At 46.6% G+C, this 20,156-nt stretch carries 18 protein-coding genes and 4 tRNA genes; 17 read left to right on the top strand and 5 right to left on the bottom strand.

Features of this window, described 5'->3' with window-relative positions:
* Positions 1-461: 461 nt before the first annotated feature.
* The 3 genes from DWY55_RS12205 to DWY55_RS12195 form a co-directional block, all read right to left on the bottom strand.
* Complete coding sequence (locus tag DWY55_RS12205; RefSeq protein WP_008661885.1) at positions 462-1,415, bottom strand: tyrosine-type recombinase/integrase; 954 nt, start codon at positions 1,413-1,415, stop codon at positions 462-464.
* A 133-nt stretch (positions 1,416-1,548) separates the two neighbouring features.
* On the bottom strand, positions 1,549-2,313 hold the full coding sequence (locus tag DWY55_RS12200) for a hypothetical protein (RefSeq protein ID WP_005825742.1): 765 nt from the start codon (positions 2,311-2,313) through the stop codon (positions 1,549-1,551).
* 5 nt (positions 2,314-2,318) lie between these two features.
* A complete protein-coding gene (locus DWY55_RS12195; protein WP_009037308.1) occupies positions 2,319-4,379 on the bottom strand; it encodes an HD family phosphohydrolase in 2,061 nt (686 codons plus the stop codon).
* 97 nt (positions 4,380-4,476) lie between these two features.
* Here DWY55_RS12195 and gltX point away from each other — a divergent pair, with 97 nt between their 5' ends.
* Entirely contained in the window at positions 4,477-6,003 is a 1,527-nt protein-coding gene (gltX, locus tag DWY55_RS12190) for a glutamate--tRNA ligase (RefSeq protein ID WP_005825740.1), read from the top strand.
* Between the two features lie 31 nt (positions 6,004-6,034).
* Positions 6,035-7,255 (top strand): 3-deoxy-D-manno-octulosonic acid transferase, encoded by a 1,221-nt coding sequence (locus DWY55_RS12185; RefSeq protein ID WP_005825739.1) that lies wholly within the window; start codon positions 6,035-6,037, stop codon positions 7,253-7,255.
* A gap of 92 nt (positions 7,256-7,347) precedes the next feature.
* Here DWY55_RS12185 and DWY55_RS12180 read toward each other — a convergent pair whose 3' ends face one another.
* Together DWY55_RS12180 and DWY55_RS12175 are read right to left on the bottom strand one after the other, a co-directional pair.
* Positions 7,348-7,860, bottom strand: coding sequence for a gamma carbonic anhydrase family protein (locus DWY55_RS12180; RefSeq protein WP_005825738.1), 513 nt, complete (start codon positions 7,858-7,860; stop codon positions 7,348-7,350).
* A gap of 4 nt (positions 7,861-7,864) precedes the next feature.
* Positions 7,865-9,658 (bottom strand): aminopeptidase P family protein, encoded by a 1,794-nt coding sequence (locus tag DWY55_RS12175; protein ID WP_008661879.1) that lies wholly within the window; start codon positions 9,656-9,658, stop codon positions 7,865-7,867.
* A 279-nt stretch (positions 9,659-9,937) separates the two neighbouring features.
* On the opposite strand from DWY55_RS12175, the gene rpsU reads away from it, so the two are divergent.
* The 15 genes from rpsU to rpoB all read left to right on the top strand — a co-directional run bounded on the left by rpsU (position 9,938) and on the right by rpoB (position 20,101).
* A complete protein-coding gene (rpsU, locus tag DWY55_RS12170) occupies positions 9,938-10,129 on the top strand; it encodes a 30S ribosomal protein S21 (protein WP_005825735.1) in 192 nt (63 codons plus the stop codon).
* 73 nt (positions 10,130-10,202) lie between these two features.
* A complete protein-coding gene (locus DWY55_RS12165; RefSeq protein ID WP_005825733.1) occupies positions 10,203-11,087 on the top strand; it encodes a tyrosine recombinase XerC in 885 nt (294 codons plus the stop codon).
* 18 nt (positions 11,088-11,105) lie between these two features.
* Positions 11,106-11,405 carry a ribosome hibernation-promoting factor, HPF/YfiA family gene (hpf, locus tag DWY55_RS12160; protein WP_005825731.1) on the top strand — a complete coding sequence of 100 codons (300 nt, stop codon included), beginning with the start codon at positions 11,106-11,108 and terminating at the stop codon, positions 11,403-11,405.
* 93 nt (positions 11,406-11,498) lie between these two features.
* Positions 11,499-11,572: transfer RNA gene (locus DWY55_RS12155), tRNA-Thr, on the top strand.
* Between the two features lie 124 nt (positions 11,573-11,696).
* A tRNA-Tyr gene (locus DWY55_RS12150) sits at positions 11,697-11,779 on the top strand.
* A 17-nt stretch (positions 11,780-11,796) separates the two neighbouring features.
* Positions 11,797-11,868 (top strand) — tRNA-Thr (locus tag DWY55_RS12145).
* A 50-nt stretch (positions 11,869-11,918) separates the two neighbouring features.
* Complete coding sequence (gene tuf, locus DWY55_RS12140; protein WP_005825727.1) at positions 11,919-13,103, top strand: elongation factor Tu; 1,185 nt, start codon at positions 11,919-11,921, stop codon at positions 13,101-13,103.
* A 56-nt stretch (positions 13,104-13,159) separates the two neighbouring features.
* Positions 13,160-13,232: transfer RNA gene (locus tag DWY55_RS12135), tRNA-Trp, on the top strand.
* A gap of 14 nt (positions 13,233-13,246) precedes the next feature.
* Positions 13,247-13,435, top strand: a complete 189-nt coding sequence (gene secE / locus DWY55_RS22625; RefSeq protein WP_005825726.1) for a preprotein translocase subunit SecE — start codon at positions 13,247-13,249, stop codon at positions 13,433-13,435.
* A gap of 12 nt (positions 13,436-13,447) precedes the next feature.
* On the top strand, positions 13,448-13,990 hold the full coding sequence (nusG, locus tag DWY55_RS12125) for a transcription termination/antitermination protein NusG (RefSeq protein ID WP_005825724.1): 543 nt from the start codon (positions 13,448-13,450) through the stop codon (positions 13,988-13,990).
* Positions 13,991-14,049: 59 nt separating this feature from the next.
* A complete protein-coding gene (rplK, locus tag DWY55_RS12120) occupies positions 14,050-14,493 on the top strand; it encodes a 50S ribosomal protein L11 (RefSeq protein ID WP_005825722.1) in 444 nt (147 codons plus the stop codon).
* Positions 14,494-14,508: 15 nt separating this feature from the next.
* Positions 14,509-15,207, top strand: coding sequence for a 50S ribosomal protein L1 (rplA, locus tag DWY55_RS12115; RefSeq protein ID WP_005825721.1), 699 nt, complete (start codon positions 14,509-14,511; stop codon positions 15,205-15,207).
* 15 nt (positions 15,208-15,222) lie between these two features.
* A complete protein-coding gene (rplJ, locus tag DWY55_RS12110; protein WP_005825719.1) occupies positions 15,223-15,744 on the top strand; it encodes a 50S ribosomal protein L10 in 522 nt (173 codons plus the stop codon).
* 61 nt (positions 15,745-15,805) lie between these two features.
* Positions 15,806-16,183: a 50S ribosomal protein L7/L12 gene (rplL, locus tag DWY55_RS12105; RefSeq protein WP_004291279.1), complete on the top strand. Its 378-nt coding sequence runs from the start codon at positions 15,806-15,808 to the stop codon at positions 16,181-16,183.
* 105 nt (positions 16,184-16,288) lie between these two features.
* Positions 16,289-20,101, top strand: coding sequence for a DNA-directed RNA polymerase subunit beta (gene rpoB / locus DWY55_RS12100; protein WP_005825717.1), 3,813 nt, complete (start codon positions 16,289-16,291; stop codon positions 20,099-20,101).
* Positions 20,102-20,156: the final 55 nt, after the last annotated feature.

The following is a 20,156-nucleotide window of genomic DNA, read 5'->3' as shown; positions in this document are numbered from 1 at the left end:
TCACACTTAGAAACTTTTTGTTCATAATTGAAAACTTTAAATTTATAAATTTAAAAAAAATAAAAAGTGAATAATCTCTCATTTTAAATCCCTTTCGCATACTTGTTTTGTTGTCAAGTATTCCGTTACTTCGCAGGTAATGAAATCCTGTTAATTCCGTTAATAATCAGGGAATAAGGAGAAAATAGACCGGTTTTGTTTGGAATAGTAAAAAACAGTCCGTTGGGATATTGGAAAGATAATATATAGTCTTAATCTCCAACATCATAGAAAAGCTGCAATAGAAATTATGAAGTGAAAAAGTCTCTAATTTTCAATATAAGATTCTATCTCTCAGTTTATTGCTTACGTTGGGAAACTTTTTGTAAAGCCAATATCAATCCGCTCCTCAAAACTTTGTTTGAAGACTATAAAAAAGAAACAACAAGTTTGCTCTACTTCCTCAAAAGAAGTAATCTCTTTTATACTGGATATCCTTCGTTTTTTACAAAAGAAATTACCTTCTGATTGGCTTCGTCAATCTTTCTGTTGCTGAAAGGCTTCAGATAGGTTTCCGTCACCGTGATGGAGGAGTGCCCCATGGCTTCCGATATGATTCCGGGGTGTATCTCGCAATGGTAGGCCATTGTGGCCCAGGTGTGTCTGGCTGCATAACTACTGAGTGCCGACTGCATTCCTAGGCACTGCCTGAGCACTGCCAGACGTTGGTTGAATGCCCTGAGCGCCGCCTGGTATTCCCGGTATGCCGCTTCCGTGCCTTCCTCACTTTGTAATATGGGGAATAAATAAGGAGAGTCCTTGTCCTTGTTCGCTATCATTCTCACCATTTGCATAGCTTCCGGCGTCAATGACACGGTCAGTGCCCGTCCCGTCTTCCTGCGTCTATAAGACAAGGTGTTTCCTTGTAAATCCCTCTTATGCAAATAGGCCAGGTCCACAAAAGGAATCCCTCTTAGCATAAACATCAGTACAAAGAAAATTTTTGTTTTCTGTCGGGTGTTGGGAGATTGGCCGTCCTGCAGGCTCATCTCTGTCTCCCGTACCAAGCAGCCTATGTCGGAAGCTTCGAGCGCCTTTTTCCTATCTGTCCGTGTACCGGTATACACATGCTCAAACAGCCTGGGTACATATCGCACCATCTTTCTGTCCACTGCCCGGTTGTAAACCGAACGTATCGCTTTGATATAAGTGGACACCGTATTCCAACTACAATTCCTCTGTCTGAGGAAGTTTTCGAATCTCTTCAGTACGGTCGGGCTCAGCTTGCGCATGGGCATCGGTTGCCATTTGGTGAATACCGAGAATGCATTCACCGCTGACTGGTAGATGTGTGCCGTTCCCCACCTGCCGCCTTCCCGGAGTTCCCCGATGACTGAGGAGAACATCTCTTGTAAGGTAATTTCATTTCTGCTCATTTCCAAATTATTTATAAAAAGGTTTATCCTGCAATTATAAATAAATTGAGAGCAAGTGCAAAGGCATCATTCTGAAATCTGCGAAACGGGAATGATGCCGTATCCGACAGCTTATTTGTTGGCTAACGTCTGTTTAGTGGCTGATATACGTATCCTGGAAGAACCGCTTGTTATCATTCAGGCTGCAAGTGGCATCCACTCCGGCTTGTTGCAGGCGTTCGGCAATCTCATTCAGTTTCTTCCTCGAAACCCTTCCGATATAGAACAGACGGTAGCGGTAATCGTTGTCCAGCAATTCCATGACGTGCGTGAAATTCTGTTCGCGGGCAAAGTCGAAGTTTACTTTTCTTAGGTTCTGGTACGGATAGCGGATAGTCCTGCCTACGCTGTGTATGATGAGGCCGTTATTGTCCAACGTCAGGTAGCAGAAGCGGGTCATCAGCATGCTGATGAAAAAAAGACTTAATGCAAACGAAATGATAGCCGGGATGAAGCCCCTGCCACTGATGGAATAATATCCCAATATAAGGAATATCAGGAATAAGACAAAGAACCAGAACATATAGAGTGACGGACGCTGGTATGTTTCTGTGGGAACCTCTGCGACTGTCCGTTCCCTCGGTGCGTAGTTGTCGAAGGGGATTTCTTGGGAGACCAGGTAGCGGATGACCGAGGAAGGGTGACGGAAAGGAGGCAGATAGATTACTTTTTCTTTTCCTTCCTTTAGATGTAAAGTCAGTATGCCCGGACCATATTTGTCTTTCGCAGCCAAGTTGCTTTTGCGGGGAACCTGGTGGTAACGCTTCATGAAACTGAAACTCTTGATTTGGTGCAGTCCGATGTGCTGGCTTTGCAGCAGTTGTTCGGCTCTTTTCTGTTCTTTACTGGTCACTTCCATAGTTCTTATTTTTTAAGTTCGGGATAACTGATGCGGGTATGGTATATAGTCTTCAGCTTCTCCTTGAATACGTTCTTCACGGTGGCAATATCCTTGAAGGTGATGGGGCATTCCTTGAAATAGCCTTCTGCCACTTGCGAATCGATAATCTTGTCTACCAGGTTGCTGATGCTCTCTTCCGTATATTCGGGCAGACTGCGTGAAGCGGCTTCCACCGAATCGGCCATCATCAGGATAGCCTGCTCTTTGGTGAACGGGTTGGGACCGGGGTAGGTGAATGCCTCCTCGTTAGGGTCTTCACCGGGGTGCTCGTTTTTCCAGGAGATATAGAAATACTTCGTTTTCCCACGGCCATGGTGAGTGGTGATGAAATCCTTGATTACTTTGGGGAGATTGTTCTTCTCGGCCAGCTTCAGCCCGTCCGTCACATGGCTGATGACGACTTGGGCACTTTGCTCATAGCCCAGATTCTTGTGCGGATTGACTCCACCCGACTGGTTCTCGGTGAAGAACACCGGATTCTCCATCTTGCCGATGTCATGATACAGCGCTCCGGTACGTACCAGCTGGCTTTTGGCTCCGATACGGTTGGCCGCTTCCGCCGCAAGGTTGGCAACCTGCATGGAATGCTGGAAGGTGCCGGGAACTGTCTCGGACATGCGGCGCAGCAGGCTGTTGTTGATGTTGGACAATTCGACCAGGGTGACATTGGAGGTAAAGCCAAACGTCTTTTCCACCAGGAAGAGCAGGGGATAGGTGAACAGCAGCAACACTCCGTTAATGACGAAATAAGTGTACATGCTTCCGTTGATTTTTGTCAAGTCGTTTTCTGTAATCAGCTCGAAAGCAAAGTAGACGGCAGCGTAGGTCAATATGACGAGGAAGGCTGTCCGGAACAGTTGCGACCGTTGTGAAAGTTCCCTCAGACTGAAGATGGCAACCAGTCCCGCCGAGAGTTGCAGAAGAATGAATTCATGCGGATAGCGCAGGCAGATGGAGCATATCAGTATGGTGGTGACTTGTGCGATGAAGGCCGTGCGTGAGTCGAGGAACACCCGGATGATGACCGGCAGCATGGCATACGGGATGATATAGACATTGAATATGTTGTTGGCAACCATGATGGCCGTCACCACGCAATAGAACATGATGAGGGCGAAGAGCAGGGAGAGGCTGCCCTTGCGCTTGTAGTAATCTTTACGGAACAAGTCGAGGTAGAGCATGAAACACAGCATGAAGATACTGACAAACAATACCTGCCCCGCCAGCATCAACCGTTTTTGCCCGATGGACTCACTGCGTTTGATGGATTCTTTCCGTAGACTCTCAAGGATGTTGTATGTCTCCTGGCTGACAATCTCGCCGCGGTCGATGATTTTCTGTCCGCTCAGTACGATGCCGTTGGCCCATGAATAGTTGTCGAGCATCTCCTTCTTAGCGGTTTCGGTCCGCTGCTCGTCATAGGTCAGATTAGGGAACAGATATTCGTTCAGCGAGCATTGCCGTAGAATGTCCGGGCGGTAGTGGGCGGTATCGGCCGTGAGTATATAGTTATAGGCATCCTTCACCGAATATACCTTGTTGATGTCCTGCTGGTTGGCCAGTTTGTCGTTAATGACCATGATGGCGGTTGTGCTGTCCTTATGCAGTTGGTTCAGCTCTTCGGTAGAAACGATGCCGGCGCGATATACTTCAGAGAGTTTCCTTTCCAGAAAGCGGACGTAGTCGGTGGAGGGAAGCAGGCCGCGCAGGTGGGTCTGATAGTCTGCCTTCAACTTGGCGAGCACACTTTTCTCAATGCTTTTGTCCAGCTGGAAATACGGCTGGAAGGCGGCGAGGATACTGTCTTGCTCGCGTTTCACCACTTCATCGGCCTTATAGATGGGGAAGTCGAAGGTGGCCATGAGCTGTCCGTACTTCCAGGGCTTGTCAATGTCGAACTGGTAGTTGAATTTACCGTCACGTGGCAGAAAATAGACAATAATCCCCACAGTGCCGATGAATATCAGTGCTCTGTATAGCAAATCTCTGAGCGAGAACTCTTTTTTTGTATTGAAATAACTCATATCGGCTGAAATTTTTGCGAAAAGTACAAAAAAAAACATTAGTGTGGAAAAAAAGGTTTAATTTTGCCGTCTAAAATATTCATAAGTAAGGTAGATTATGACAGAAAGAAAGGTCAGAGTCCGTTTTGCCCCGAGTCCTACGGGGGCGTTGCACATCGGCGGTGTGCGTACAGCTTTATACAATTATCTCTTTGCGCGTCAGCATGGAGGAGATTTTATATTTCGTATTGAAGATACTGATTCCAACCGGTTTGTACCGGGTGCGGAAGAATATATCCTGGAGTCTTTCAAATGGTTGGGCATCCCGTTTGACGAGGGCGTGAGTTTCGGTGGAGACCATGGCCCGTACCGTCAGTCGGAACGTCGGGAAATATACAAGAAGTATGTTCAGATTCTGCTGGAGGCCGGAAAAGCCTACATCGCTTTCGATACTCCTGAGGAGCTGGAAGCAAAGCGTGCGGAGATTGCGAATTTCCAGTACGATGCTTCTACCCGCATGCAGATGCGCAATTCACTGACCCTTCCTAAAGAAGAGGTAGACGCGCTGATTGCTGCCGGTAAGCAGTACGTGGTGCGTTTCAAGATAGAGCCGAACGAAGATGTGCATGTGAACGACCTGATTCGTGGGGAAGTAGTGATAAACTCTTCCATTCTTGATGACAAGGTTCTTTATAAATCGGCAGATGAACTTCCTACTTACCATCTGGCCAATATTGTGGACGACCATTTGATGGAAGTGTCCCATGTGATACGCGGTGAGGAATGGTTGCCTTCCGCGCCGTTGCATGTATTGCTCTACCGTGCCTTTGGGTGGGAGGATACCATGCCTGCCTTTGCGCATTTGCCCTTGTTGCTGAAGCCCGAGGGTAACGGCAAATTGAGTAAGCGTGACGGCGACCGTCTGGGCTTCCCGGTTTTCCCGTTGGAGTGGCATGACCCCAAGTCGGGAGATGTTTCTTCAGGCTACCGGGAATCTGGTTATCTGCCCGAAGCGGTCATTAATTTCCTGGCTCTGTTGGGCTGGAATCCGGGCAATGACCAGGAACTGATGTCTATGGATGAATTGGTGAAATTGTTTGATTTGAGCCATTGCAGCAAGTCGGGTGCCAAATTCGACTATAAGAAAGGTATCTGGTTCAACCATGAGTACATCATGATGAAACCGGATGCGGAGATAGCTTGTCTTTTCAGACCGGTGCTGGAGTCCAACGGCATAGACGCCTCCAACTATAGCGACGAGTTCCTTACGAAAGTGGTTTCACTGGTGAAGGGACGCGTCAACTTCGTAAAGGAACTGTGGGACCAGACCCGTTTTTTCTTCGTAGCCCCCACGGAATATGCGGCAAAGGATGTGAAGAAGCGTTGGTCGGAAGATACTCCCCGCATCATGACCGAATTGATGGATGTGTTGCGCGGCATCGGGGATTTCTCCTCCAAGCCTTCCGAAGATATTGTGATTGGTTGGATTACTGAGCGTGGCTATCACATGGGAAATGTGATGAATGCCTTCCGCTTGTCAGTGGTGGGCGAGTGTAAAGGCCCGCACATGTTCGACATTGCCGAGCTGATTGGCAAGGAAGAGACGTTGGCCCGTATACAGCGTGCTGTTGATGCTTTAAAGTGAATAAATCTTCTTCATCCTTAATCCATATAGTATGCTATATGACTTGGCAATAGCCATCTACGATATTCTGGTGCATCTGGCTGCTCCATTTAGCCGTAAGCCCCGAAAAATGATGAAGGGACACTGGGTGGTCTATGAACTTCTCCGGCAGCAGTTGGAGAAGGACGTGCGCTATATATGGTTCCATGCCGCTTCTTTGGGGGAGTTCGAGCAGGGACGGCCGTTGATTGAGAAAATTCGTGCCAAATATCCGGATTACGGTATTCTGCTGACTTTCTTCTCGCCGTCGGGCTATGAGGTCCGCAAGAATTATAGGGGGGCAGACGTTGTCTGTTACTTGCCTTTCGACAAGTCCCGCAATGTGAAGAAGTTCCTGGATATCGTGAATCCCTGCATGGCATTCTTCATCAAGTACGAGTTCTGGAAGAACTATCTGGACGAACTGCACAAGCGCCGTATTCCGGTGTACAGCATTTCTTCCATTTTCCGCCGCGGACAAGTATTCTTCAAGTGGTATGGCGGTACGTACAGACATGTGCTGCGCGACTTCGACCATTTGTTTGTGCAGAATGAACGCTCCAAACGCTATCTGGCGAAGATAGGTATCAGCCGTGTCACGGTGGTGGGGGATACCCGTTTTGACCGTGTGCTGCAGATTCGTGAGGAGGCCAAACATCTGCCTTTGGTGGAGCTTTTCAAGAACAACACGATGACTTTCGTGGCAGGAAGCTCCTGGCAGCCGGACGAGGATTTGTTTATTGAATACTTTAACCAGCATCCAGAGGTGAAGTTGGTTATCGCTCCGCACGTTATCGACGAAAACCATCTGGTAGAGATTATCCGTAAACTGAAACGCCCCTACGTGCGCTATACCCGTGCCGACGAGAAGAATGTCCGTAAGGCCGACTGCCTGATTATCGACTGCTTCGGGTTGCTCTCTTCCATCTACCGCTATGGCGAGATTGCCTATATCGGAGGTGGTTTCGGGGTGGGAATCCACAATACCCTTGAGGCTGCAGTTTATGGCATTCCGGTGATTTTCGGACCGAAGTATCAGAAATTCCAGGAGGCCATCCAGTTGCTGGAGGCAAAAGGCGCTTTCTCGGTGAAGGATTATGAGGAACTGAAAACTTTGCTCGACCGTATGCTGACAGATGAAGTCTTTTTGCGCGAATCAGGCATGAATGCAAGCAATTATGTGACCGGCAACGCCGGTGCAACGGATAAGATAATGAGTATGATAAACTTTTAGAAAAGTAAAGAGTGATAAAAGCGATAGGGCGGTAAAGGTGATGGAATGGCATCCCTTTATCGCCCTGCCTTTTTGGGGCGCCTTGTCTCCCTTTATTTGTACCAGTCGGAATACATCAGATAGTTGTGTGCAATCTTCTGGTTCAGCTCCTTGGCCTGCTCCGGATCTACTTTCTTGATGAACTTGGCGGGGACTCCTCCCCAGATGCTTCCCGGCTCGATGACCGTATTGCTCAATACCAGGGAACCAGCGGCGACAATAGCCCCTTCGCCCACTACTGCGTGGTCAAGGATGGTGGAACCCATCCCTACCAAAGCATAGTCCTTGATAGTGGCTCCGTGGATGGTCACGTTGTGCCCCACGGATACGTGGTCTCCTATCTCTATGGTCGATTTCTCGTACAAGGTGTGGAGCACGCTTCCATCCTGGATGTTTACTCCGTTCCCTATGCGGATTGAGTTTACGTCACCCCGCAGCACGGTGCTGAACCAGATGCTGCAATCCCGTCCCGTCTTGACGTCGCCAATGACAACCGCATTGTCCGCCAAAAAACAATTCTCCCCGATTTCGGGAGTGAATCCTCTTACTGATTTTATTAATGCCATTTTTTTAGTGATTAGTGGTTAGGTTACTGCATGCTTCCTTCAGCCATTCCCGTTCTCCTTCGTTCAGGCTTGGCGAAAGTGCCTCGTATACATGCTGGTGATAGTTGTCCAGCCATGCCGTTTCCTCTGCCGTCAGCATCTCTTTGATGATACCTTTCTTGCAGATGGGGCAGAGGGTAATGGTTTCGAACTTCAGGTAATTTCCGAACATGCCTTCACCGTCCTTCACGGTCAGCACCAGGTTTTCCGTGCGTATTCCATGGCTTCCGGCTTTATAAACGCCCGGTTCGTTGGAAGTGACCATTCCCGGCCGTAGGGTTACCGGATTCTCATTCATGCGGATGCTTTGCGGACCTTCGTGCACATTGAGGAAATGGCCTACGCCGTGCCCGGTACCATGCAGGAAGTTCATGTGGTATTGCCATATCGGCATGCGGGCCAGTACATCCAGTTGCGCTCCTCGCGTACCTTCCGGGAAGACAGCCATGGCGAGGTCGATATGTCCTTTCAGTATCAGGGTGTAGTCCGTCTTCTCTTCTTCGGTCAGTTTCCCCAGTGCGATGGTGCGGGTGATGTCGGTAGTGCCGTCCAGGTATTGCGCACCCGAGTCCAGCAGCAGGAATCCCTCGGGTTTCAGTGGCACGTCCGTTGCCGGAGTGGCTTCGTAGTGTACGATGGCTCCATGTTCCTTGTACCCGGCAATGGTGTCGAAGCTTTCTCCCATGTAGAGTGGCTGTGCGGCACGGAATTCGTGCAGTTTCTTGTCTACGCTGATTTCTGTCTCGTTGCCTGCGGGAACGGCCTCCTCCAGCCATTTCAGGAACTTCACCAGTGCCACTCCGTCGCGTTGCATGGCTGCGTGGATGCCGGCTATTTCCCGGTCATTGCGGACCGCTTTCAGCAAGGCTATCGGTGAGCGCTCGTCAAGTACCCGGCAGGAAGGGGGGAGGGCGGAATAAACGGCATAATTCGTCTTTCCCATGTCGAGCATGATGCTGCCGTCCGGTATTCTTGTCACAAAGGATTCGGTGTCCCCATAAGCATGGATGGTGACGCCGGCTTCTTCCAGATAGGCTGAAAGCTCTTCCGTTACTTTCTCGGGCTGGATGAAAAAGTGTGTTTCTTGTTCGTTGATTATCAGGTAGCTTACTACTACGGGGTTGCAATGCACATCGTTGCCGCGTATATTGAGTGTCCATGCTATCTCGTCCAATGCCGACACCAATAATACGTCCGCTTCACTCTTTTTCATCTCCCGGCGGATAGCAGCCAGTTTGTCCGGACAGCTTTTCCCGGCGTATTTCATCTCGTGGATAAAGGCGGGTGCTTCGGGCATGGGAGGGCGGTCTGTCCATATCTCATTCATCGGGTCGGCAATGCTCTTTACGGTGATGTCGTTTTTTGCCAGATCCTCTTGCAGGGCTATGGCTTGTGTGGTGGAAAATACCTTTCCGTCTATACCTACAACTGAATTTGCTGTAAGGTTCTCCCGCAGGAAATCGAGGATGCTGGGCGTTTCGGGTAGCATTTCCTTGTATAAGTCGATGCCGCTGCCTTCCAGCTGCTGCTCGGCTTGGAGAAAATAGCGGGAATCTGTCCACAGTCCCGCCTTGTCGCTGGTGATCACCGCCGTGCCTGCCGAACCGGTGAAGCCTGATATCCATTCTCTTGATTTCCAGTACGGTGCTACGTACTCGCTTAGGTGCGGGTCGGTACTGGGGATAATGAAAGCGTCTATGCCTTCTCTTTTTAACAATGCCCGTAGAGCATCTATACGTTGATTGATTGTCTGAGCCATATTTTTATAAATGTAATTAAGTAGGCGTGTAAATGAGTTTATAATCTCTCCATTCTCTGCTTTCAAAGTTACACATTCTCTTTTAAAAATGTGCTATGCTTCACGGATTTTAGCGGATTGGCTCAATAAAAACATCTTTCCCTTTGCTCATTCGTTTGATAATTAGGAATCATGGGTAATTTTTTTGCAGAAAGTTTTGTGAATAAAGAAAGTATGTGTAATTTTGCCGCTCAATTTAATCGTGAGATTTTTAAACCATTAACATTTAATTAAAAGAAAATGATTGTAGTACCTGTAAAAGAAGGCGAAAACATTGAAAAAGCGCTGAAGAAATTCAAAAGAAAGTTTGAAAAAACTGGCACAGTTAAGGAATTGAGACGCAGACAACAATTTGATAAACCGTCTGTGACTAAAAGACTTAAGAAAGAACGTGCTGTTTACGTTCAACAACTTCAGCAAGTAGAAGATTAATAATTCGTAAATTCCTTTGAATTATTGAATTCTTTTTCATACATTCGTTGCATGATTTTAGATATGTAGCGATATGTTGTTGACAGATTCTTTTCTTGACTATCTTCTGCACGAGCGGAACTATTCCAAAGGTACGGTTGAGTACTATCGGGCAGATATTCTTGAACTGCAGAGGTTTGGAGAAGAAATGTTGGGAGACTTGACTCCATTGGATGTAGATGCGGAACTTGTTCGTGAATGGATTGCTTCCTTGATGGACAAAGGACTTGCTTCTAATACGATAAACCGAAAGCTGAGTTCTGTCCGGACATACTATAAATTCCTTTTGAGGAGAGGCAAGGTCGCGGTAGATCCGTTGCGGAAAGTGACGGGGCCCAAGAAGAAAAAACCGCTTCCGGTATTTCTGAGAGAGGGTGAGATGAATAGGTTACTGGATGATATGGACTTTGGTGAAGGTTTTGAAGGGTGTCGCGACCATATGATTATTGAAATGTTTTATGCTACCGGCATGCGACTTTCAGAATTGATAGGGTTGGATGATAAGGATGTCGATTTTTCGGCTTCTCTCGTTAAAGTGACGGGAAAACGGAATAAACAACGTCTTATACCTTTCGATGAGGAGCTGGGACGCTCGATGCGAGAATATGTCAATGTGCGGAATGAAGCTGTCCCGGTTCGCTCGGATGCTTTTTTTGTCCGGAAGAATGGAAAGAGGCTTTACCGCGGTATCGTAGCATGCCTTGTGAAACGAAACCTTTCGAAGGTAGTGACTGTAAAAAAAAGAAGTCCCCACGTGCTGAGGCACACCTTTGCAACGGCTATGCTGAACAATGGTGCTGATTTAGGCTCGATAAAAGAACTCCTCGGACACGAGAGTCTGGCGACAACGGAAGTTTATACGCATACTACTTTTGAAGAGCTTAAAAAAGTGTATAATCAGGCTCATCCCCGAGCCTAAAGTAAAAAGGAGGTAAGTATGGAAGTAAGAATTCAATCGATTCACTTTGATGCGTCAGAGCAATTGCAGTCTTTCGTTCAAAAGAAAGTTGCTAAGTTGGAGAAATTTTACGACGATATAAAGAAAGTAGAGGTGTCATTAAAGGTAGTAAAACCAGAAACAGCCGAAAATAAAGAAGCCGGAGTGAAAGTATTGGTTCCCAATGGCGAGTTTTATGCAAACAAGGTTTGTGATACGTTTGAAGAAGCAGTGGATTTATGCCTGGAAGCTTTGGAAAAACAGCTGGTTAAGTACAAGGAAAAGCAACGGAGCAAATAATTTTCCGCTAAAATTTTGCGGGTAAAAAATAAATGCCTAAATTTGCAGCCGTTTCGCTCACACTATGAACGTTACGGTTGCATTTTTTAGCTTGCCTCTTTAGCTCAGTTGGCCAGAGCACGTGATTTGTAATCTCGGGGTCGTTGGTTCGAATCCGACAAGAGGCTCGCTCAAGGATGAGTGGAATGAGTCTTTCTTCACGAGGTGGAGATGATATGAGAACGGAAATCGTCCGGGTAAAGTTCACTCTGCGATGATTTAGTAAGGAAAAGAGTTCTTTTTGTAATGTAGGGGCAAATACCAGAGTGGCCAAATGGGGCAGACTGTAAATCTGCTGGCTTACGCCTTCGGTGGTTCGAATCCATCTTTGCCCACAACTCTTATTCTCCTTGCTGTTATAGCTCAGCGGTAGAGCACTTCCTTGGTAAGGAAGAGGTCCCGGGTTCAAGTCCCGGTAACAGCTCACAAAGATGTAAAAGCTGATTATTAATCAAATAAATAACAAGTAAAGCTATGGCTAAAGAGAAATTCGAACGTACCAAACCGCACGTAAACATTGGTACAATTGGTCACGTTGACCACGGTAAAACCACGTTGACAGCTGCTATCACTACAGTGTTGGCAAAGAAAGGTCTTTCTGAATTGCGTTCTTTCGATTCTATCGATAACGCTCCTGAAGAAAAGGAAAGAGGTATCACTATCAACACTTCTCACGTAGAGTATGAAACAGCTAACCGTCACTACGCTCACGTAGACTGCCCGGGTCACGCCGACTACGTAAAGAACATGGTAACTGGTGCTGCTCAGATGGACGGTGCTATCATCGTAGTTGCTGCTACTGATGGTCCGATGCCTCAGACTCGTGAGCATATCTTGCTGGCTCGTCAGGTAAACGTACCGAGACTGGTTGTATTCATGAACAAGTGTGACATGGTAGACGACGCTGAAATGTTGGAACTCGTTGAAATGGAAATGCGTGAACTGCTTTCAGCCTACGAATTCGACGGCGACAACACTCCGTTCATTCAGGGTTCTGCTCTTGGTGCGTTGAATGGCGTTGAAAAGTGGGAAGAGAAGGTTATGGAGCTGATGGATGCTTGCGACACTTGGATTCCTCTGCCTCCGCGTGATATTGACAAACCGTTCTTGATGCCGGTTGAAGACGTATTCTCAATCACTGGTCGTGGTACTGTAGCTACTGGTCGTATCGAAGCTGGTGTTATCCATGTAGGTGACGAAGTTGAAATCCTCGGTTTGGGTGAAGACAAGAAGTCTGTTGTAACTGGTGTTGAAATGTTCCGCAAGTTGCTGGATCAAGGTGAAGCTGGTGACAACGTAGGTCTGTTGCTCCGTGGTATCGACAAGAACGAAATCAAACGTGGTATGGTTCTTTGTAAGCCCGGTCAGATTAAACCTCACTCTAAGTTCAAAGCTTCTATCTACGTTTTGAAGAAAGAAGAAGGTGGTCGTCACACTCCGTTCCACAACAAATACCGTCCTCAGTTCTATCTGCGTACTATGGACTGTACAGGTGAAATCACTCTTCCGGAAGGAACTGAAATGGTAATGCCTGGTGATAACGTAGAAATCACTGTAGAACTGATCTACCCGGTAGCATTGAACGTAGGTTTGCGTTTCGCTATCCGTGAAGGTGGTCGTACAGTAGGTTCTGGTCAGATTACTGAAATTCTTGACTAATAACCAATATAATCTTAATCAGTTCCCGGTATACATCGGGAACTGATTATGTACAAACGGGAGTAGCTCAGTTGGTAGAGCACCGGTCTCCAAAACCGGGTGTCGGGAGTTCGAGCCTCTCCTCCCGTGCTAATATTTTTGAAATGAAGAAGATTGTAGCTTATTTTAAAGAAACTTACGACGAACTTGTTCATAAAGTGTCGTGGCCTACGTATTCTGAACTTACTAACAGTGCAGTAGTTGTTTTATATGCTTCCCTACTAATTGCAGTGGTAGTATTTGCGATGGACTTCTGTTTCCAGCATCTGATGGAATTTGTTTATCCACATTAAAAGTAAGGAGAAATGTCTGAGATTGAAAAGAAATGGTACGTTTTGCGTGCTATTAGCGGAAAAGAAGCTAAGGTAAAGGAATACCTTGAAGCTGATATTAAAAACAGCGACCTTGGTGATTACGTATCTCAGGTATTGATTCCTACCGAAAAGGTATATCAGGTTCGCAATGGTAAGAAAATTGTGAAAGAGAGAAGTTATCTCCCTGGTTACGTTTTGGTGGAGGCTGCTCTGGTGGGTGAGGTTGCTCATCATCTGAGAAATACTCCTAATGTGATAGGGTTCTTGGGTGGTTCGGAAAAACCCGTACCTCTGAGACAGTCGGAAGTGAATCGTATACTTGGTACGGTCGACGAATTGCAGGAATCAGGTGAAGACTTGAGTATCCCGTATGTAGTCGGCGAGACTGTAAAGGTGAATTACGGTCCGTTCAGTGGATTCAGTGGAATCATTGAAGAAGTGAACACCGAGAAGAAGAAACTGAAGGTCATGGTCAAGATATTCGGACGGAAGACTCCGCTCGAATTGGGCTTTATGCAAGTTGAAAAAGAATAGTGCAGGTGTTACGCTGTAGTATTCTTCATTAATGTTTATATATATAAATCAATTAGAAAATGGCTAAAGAAGTTGCTGGACTAATCAAATTACAGATTAAAGGAGGCGCGGCAAATCCATCACCCCCAGTAGGACCTGCATTGGGTTCCAAGGGTATCAATATCATGGAGTTTTGCAAGCAATTCAACGCCAGAACCCAAGACAAAGCAGGAAAGATTCTTCCTGTGATTATCACTTACTACGCAGACAAGTCTTTCGATTTTGTAATCAAGACTCCTCCCGTGGCTATCCAGTTGTTGGAAGTGACGAAGCAAAAGAGTGGTTCTGCTGAGCCTAACCGTAAGAAAGTTGCCGAGATTACTTGGGAACAGGTTCGTACGATTGCTCAGGACAAAATGGTTGACTTGAACTGTTTCACTGTAGAAGCTGCCATGAAAATGGTTGCCGGTACAGCTAGAAGTATGGGTATCGCTGTAAAAGGGGAGTTCCCGGTTAATAATTAATAAACTTCAATTAGAATGGGTAAACTGACAAAAAATCAAAAGTTGGCTGCAGAAAAAATTGAAGCAGGGAAAGCATACTCTCTCAAGGAAGCTGCTCAGTTGGTAAAGGAAATCACTTATACCAAGTTTGACGCTTCTCTGGATATCGACGTACGTTTGGGCGTTGACCCGCGTAAGGCCAACCAGATGGTGAGAGGTGTTGTATCACTTCCTCACGGTACTGGTAAGGTTGTACGCGTTTTGGTGCTTTGTACACCAGATGCTGAAGCTGCTGCAAAAGAAGCCGGAGCTGACTATGTTGGTCTTGACGAATATATTGAAAAGATCAAAGGTGGATGGACTGATATTGATGTGATTATCACTATGCCGTCCATCATGGGTAAGATTGGTGCACTCGGTCGTGTGCTCGGTCCTCGTGGATTGATGCCTAACCCCAAGAGTGGCACTGTAACTATGGATGTTGCTAAAGCTGTAAGAGAAGTAAAACAAGGCAAAATCGACTTTAAGGTTGACAAGAGCGGTATTGTTCATACTTCTATCGGTAAAGTTTCATTTAGCGCTGAGCAAATTCGCGACAATGCGAAAGAATTCATCTCTACTTTGAATAAATTGAAACCGACTGCAGCCAAGGGTACATATATTAAGAGTATTTATCTTTCTAGCACGATGAGTGCGGGCATCAAGATTGACCCGAAAACAGTAGAAGAAATCTAATAAAACGGAGTAATAATGAGAAAGGAAGATAAAAGTACGATTATTGAGCAGATTGCTGCTACAGTGAAGGAATACGGTCACTTCTATTTGGTGGATACCACTGCCATGAATGCTGCTACAACCAGCATGTTGAGAAGAGAATGTTTCAAGGCTGACATCAAATTGATGGTAGTTAAGAATACATTGCTTCACAAGGCATTGGAGAGCCTGGAAGAAGACTTTTCTCCGCTTTATGGTTCTCTGAAAGGTACAACTGCCGTAATGTTCAGCAACGTTGCTAACGCTCCGGCCAAGTTGATTAAAGATAAGGCTAAGAACGGTATTCCCGGACTGAAGGCTGCATATGCAGAAGAAAGCTTCTATGTTGGTGCTGACCAGTTGGATGCTCTCGTAAGTATCAAGAGTAAGAATGAAGTTATTGCCGATATCGTTGCATTGCTGCAGTCACCGGCCAAGAATGTTATTTCTGCTCTGCAATCAGGTGGTAACACCCTCCACGGAGTTCTCAAGACTCTTGGTGAACGTCCCGAAGCGTAAATTTCGGAAAAAGAATTATATCAATTTATTTAGTATTTAAACAATTAAAAATCATACAAAAATGGCAGATTTGAAAGCTTTTGCAGAACAATTAGTTAACTTGACAGTAAAAGAAGTTAATGAACTTGCAACAATCCTGAAAGAAGAATATGGTATTGAACCTGCTGCTGCAGCTGTAGCTGTTGCTGCTGGTCCTGCAGCCGGTGGTGCTGCTGCCGCAGAAGAAAAGACTTCTTTCGACGTAGTATTGAAGAGCGCTGGCTCAGCTAAACTTCAGGTAGTTAAAGCCGTTAAGGAAGCTTGCGGTCTTGGCTTGAAGGAAGCTAAGGACATGGTAGACGGTGCTCCTAGCGTAGTAAAAGAAGGTTTGGCTAAGGACGAAGCAGAATCATTGAAGAAAACATTGGAAGAAGCTGGAGCTGAAGTTGAACTTAAATAACATTAGCCTGTAAATCAGGTAATTCGGTTAGGAACCCTTCGTGAAAAGGGTTCTTAACCTTTTTGTGTATATATTTAAAATTAAGTTCTACAAATCCATTAACAGATGTCTTCAAATACTGTAAATCAAAGAGTTAATTTTGCTTCGACTAAGAATCCGCTTGAATATCCGGATTTTCTGGAAGTACAATTGAAGTCATTCAAAGACTTTCTACAACTGGACACCCCACCCGAGAAACGTAAGAACGAGGGACTGTATAAAGTATTTGCTGAAAACTTCCCCATTGCCGATACAAGAAATAATTTTGTTCTTGAGTTTTTGGACTACTATATTGATCCGCCGCGCTATACCATTGATGAATGTATAGAGCGAGGGCTTACATATAGCGTGCCTTTGAAGGCAAAATTGAAATTATATTGTACCGACCCCGACCACGAAGATTTTGACACGGTCATTCAGGACGTGTTCCTCGGTCCTATTCCTTACATGACGGATAAGGCAACATTCGTCATCAACGGTGCGGAACGTGTGGTTGTATCCCAGCTTCACCGTTCACCGGGCGTATTCTTCGGACAGAGCGTACATGCCAACGGTACCAAGTTGTACTCAGCCCGTATCATCCCGTTCAAGGGTTCGTGGATTGAGTTTGCCACCGACATCAACAACGTCATGTATGCGTACATTGACCGTAAGAAGAAATTGCCAGTTACCACTTTGCTGAGAGCCATCGGATTTGAGAATGACAAGGACATTCTCGAGATTTTTAATTTGGCGGAAGACGTGAAGGTGAACAAGACGAACCTCAAGAAGATGGTGGGACGTAAGTTGGCCGCACGTGTGTTGAAAACATGGATTGAGGATTTTGTAGACGAAGATACCGGTGAAGTTGTTTCCATCGAGCGTAACGAAGTCGTTATTGACCGTGAAACTGTAATCGAGCCGGAACATGTTGACATTATATTAGAGTCGGGCGTTCAGAATATCCTCGTACACAAGGAAGAACCGAACCAGTCTGACTATTCTATCATATATAATACTCTGCAGAAGGATCCGAGTAACTCGGAAAAAGAAGCTGTACTCTACATCTACCGCCAGTTGCGTAATGCAGACCCTGCCGATGATGCCAGTGCACGCGAGGTTATCAATAACCTGTTCTTCTCAGAGAAGAGATATGACCTGGGTGATGTAGGCCGTTATCGTATCAACAGAAAGTTGAACTTGACGACCGATATGGACGTGCGTGTCCTTACCAAGGAAGATATTATCGAAATTATCAAATATCTCATCGAGTTGATTAACTCGAAAGCGGATGTGGACGATATCGACCACTTGAGCAACCGTCGTGTGCGTACAGTGGGCGAACAGTTGTCCAATCAGTTTGCCATCGGTCTGGCACGTATGTCGCGTACTATCCGCGAGCGTATGAACGTCCGTGACAATGAAGTCTTTACTCCGATTGACCTGATTAACGCCAAGACAATCTCTTCCGTTATCAATTCATTCTTTGGAACGAATGCTTTGTCACAGTTCATGGACCAGACCAACCCGCTGGCCGAGATTACTCACAAACGCCGTATGTCTGCCCTGGGTCCCGGCGGTCTGTCACGCGAGCGTGCAGGCTTCGAGGTTCGTGACGTACACTATACTCACTACGGACGTCTTTGTCCTATCGAGACTCCTGAAGGTCCGAACATCGGTTTGATTTCTTCACTCTGTGTGTTCGCGAAAATCAACGAGCTTGGCTTCATTGAAACTCCGTACCGCAAGGTGGCAGAGGGTAAGGTTGATCTTTCTGACGAAGGTTTGGTTTACCTCACCGCAGAAGAAGAGGAAGCCAAGATTATTGCTCAGGGTAATGCTCCTTTGAACGATGACGGTACTTTTGTACGTGATAAAGTAAAATCCCGTCAGGATGCCGACTATCCGGTGGTTCCTCCTTCCGAGGTGGAATTGATGGACGTATCTCCCCAGCAGATTGCTTCTATTGCGGCTTCTTTGATTCCGTTCTTGGAGCATGATGACGCCAACCGTGCATTGATGGGATCAAACATGATGCGCCAGGCTGTTCCTTTATTGAAGAGCGAAGCTCCGATTGTAGGTACCGGTATCGAACGCCAGCTGGCACGCGATTCTCGTACGCAGATTACTGCCGAGGGTGACGGTGTGGTTGAATTCGTGGATGCAACGACTATCCGTATTCTGTACGACCGTACGGAGGAGGAAGAGTTCGTAAGCTTCGAGCCTGCATTGAAAGAATATAATATCCCGAAGTGGCGCCGTACCAACCAGAATATGACGATTGACCTCCGTCCGATTTGCGAGAAGGGTCAGCGCGTGACTGCAGGTCAAATCCTGACGGAAGGTTATTCAACCGAAGACGGAGAACTTGCACTGGGTAAGAACCTGCTGGTTGCTTACATGCCGTGGAAGGGCTATAACTATGAGGATGCTATCGTACTGAATGAACGTGTGGTTCGTGAGGACCTTTTGACCTCTGTACACGTAGAAGAATATTCTTTGGAAGTTCGCGAAACGAAGCGTGGTATGGAAGAGTTGACCTCTGACATTCCTAACGTAAGTGAGGAAGCGACTAAAGACCTTGACGAAAACGGTATTGTTCGTGTGGGTGCCCGCATCGAACCGGGTGATATCCTTATCGGTAAGATTACTCCGAAGGGTGAATCGGATCCTTCTCCGGAAGAGAAACTGCTCCGTGCCATCTTCGGTGACAAGGCCGGTGATGTGAAGGATGCTTCTTTGAAAGCCTCTCCTTCTTTGAAGGGTGTTGTTATCGGTAAGCGTCTGTTCTCCCGTGTTGTCAAGACCCGCAGCTCCAAGCTGGCCGACAAGGCTCTGTTACCGAAGATTGACGATGAGTTCGACGCTAAGATTGGTGACCTCAAGAAAGTGTTGATAAACAAGCTGTTGAAGCTTACAGAAAATTATACATCGGAAGGTGTGAAGGATTACATGGGTGCCGACATTATTTCCAAAGGCGCCAGATTCTCTGCTTCCGACTTCAGCGATTTGGACTTCACCGCTGTTCAGTTGAGCAACTGGACGAAGGATGAACATACCAACGGACTGATTCGTGCATTGGTGATGAACTTCATCAAGAAGTACAAGGAACTCGATGCCGAGCTGAAACGCAAGAAGTTCGCCATCACTATCGGTGACGAGTTGCCCGCAGGTATCATTCAGATGGCCAAGGTATACATTGCCAAGAAACGTAAGATTGGTGTCGGTGACAAGATGGCCGGTCGTCACGGTAACAAGGGTATTGTTTCCCGTGTGGTACGCCAGGAAGACATGCCGTTCCTTGCTGACGGTACTCCGGTAGACATCGTGCTGAATCCGTTGGGTGTGCCTTCACGTATGAACATCGGTCAGATATTCGAGGCCGTTCTCGGGCGTGCCGGAAAAAACCTGGGCGTGAAGTTTGCCACTCCTATCTTTGACGGTGCATCTTTGGACGATTTGAACGAATGGACCGATAAGGCCGGCTTGCCTCGCTACGGCAAGACAACGCTGTATGATGGTGGTACCGGTGAAGCATTCGAGCAGCAGGCTACGGTAGGTGTGACTTACATGCTGAAGCTCGGTCACATGGTTGAAGACAAGATGCACGCACGTTCCATCGGTCCGTACTCACTCATTACGCAACAGCCGTTGGGTGGTAAGGCACAGTTCGGTGGTCAGCGTTTTGGAGAAATGGAAGTTTGGGCACTCGAAGCGTTCGGTGCCGCACACATTCTGCAGGAAATCCTGACTATCAAGTCTGATGACGTTGTAGGACGTTCCAAGGCTTATGAAGCAATCGTGAAGGGTGAACCGATGCCTGCTCCGGGTATCCCCGAGTCACTGAACGTATTGCTGCACGAGTTGAGAGGTTTGGGCTTGAGCATCAACTTAGAATAATGGATAATTGATAATTGAGAGTGGATAATGCAAGTTACCATTCTCAATTATCGGT

Origin of the sequence: Bacteroides sp. AF25-38AC, from assembly GCF_003602995.1 — a bacterium.
Taxonomy (GTDB): Bacteria; Bacteroidota; Bacteroidia; order Bacteroidales; family Bacteroidaceae; genus Bacteroides; species Bacteroides uniformis.
Note: the sequence above shows the minus strand (reverse complement) of the source record. Positions and strands in the feature narration are given on the sequence as shown.

Bases quoted from the DNA above. Each gene is read 5' to 3' on its own strand.
- rplK (WP_005825722.1), top strand. From the start codon at position 14,050: ATGGCTAAAGAAGTTGCTGGACTAATCAAATTACAGATTAAAGGAGGC.
- DWY55_RS12185 (WP_005825739.1), top strand. From the start codon at position 6,035: ATGCTATATGACTTGGCAATAGCCATCTACGATATTCTGGTGCATCTG.
- DWY55_RS12180 (WP_005825738.1), bottom strand. From the start codon at position 7,860: ATGGCATTAATAAAATCAGTAAGAGGATTCACTCCCGAAATCGGGGAG.
- DWY55_RS12205 (WP_008661885.1), bottom strand. From the start codon at position 1,415: ATGAGCAGAAATGAAATTACCTTACAAGAGATGTTCTCCTCAGTCATC.
- nusG (WP_005825724.1), top strand. From the start codon at position 13,448: ATGTCTGAGATTGAAAAGAAATGGTACGTTTTGCGTGCTATTAGCGGA.
- DWY55_RS12175 (WP_008661879.1), bottom strand. From the start codon at position 9,658: ATGGCTCAGACAATCAATCAACGTATAGATGCTCTACGGGCATTGTTA.
- rplA (WP_005825721.1), top strand. From the start codon at position 14,509: ATGGGTAAACTGACAAAAAATCAAAAGTTGGCTGCAGAAAAAATTGAA.
- tuf (WP_005825727.1), top strand. From the start codon at position 11,919: ATGGCTAAAGAGAAATTCGAACGTACCAAACCGCACGTAAACATTGGT.
- gltX (WP_005825740.1), top strand. From the start codon at position 4,477: ATGACAGAAAGAAAGGTCAGAGTCCGTTTTGCCCCGAGTCCTACGGGG.
- rpoB (WP_005825717.1), top strand. From the start codon at position 16,289: ATGTCTTCAAATACTGTAAATCAAAGAGTTAATTTTGCTTCGACTAAG.
- DWY55_RS12165 (WP_005825733.1), top strand. From the start codon at position 10,203: ATGTTGTTGACAGATTCTTTTCTTGACTATCTTCTGCACGAGCGGAAC.
- rplJ (WP_005825719.1), top strand. From the start codon at position 15,223: ATGAGAAAGGAAGATAAAAGTACGATTATTGAGCAGATTGCTGCTACA.
- DWY55_RS12200 (WP_005825742.1), bottom strand. From the start codon at position 2,313: ATGGAAGTGACCAGTAAAGAACAGAAAAGAGCCGAACAACTGCTGCAA.
- hpf (WP_005825731.1), top strand. From the start codon at position 11,106: ATGGAAGTAAGAATTCAATCGATTCACTTTGATGCGTCAGAGCAATTG.
- rpsU (WP_005825735.1), top strand. From the start codon at position 9,938: ATGATTGTAGTACCTGTAAAAGAAGGCGAAAACATTGAAAAAGCGCTG.
- DWY55_RS12195 (WP_009037308.1), bottom strand. From the start codon at position 4,379: ATGAGTTATTTCAATACAAAAAAAGAGTTCTCGCTCAGAGATTTGCTA.
- secE (WP_005825726.1), top strand. From the start codon at position 13,247: ATGAAGAAGATTGTAGCTTATTTTAAAGAAACTTACGACGAACTTGTT.
- rplL (WP_004291279.1), top strand. From the start codon at position 15,806: ATGGCAGATTTGAAAGCTTTTGCAGAACAATTAGTTAACTTGACAGTA.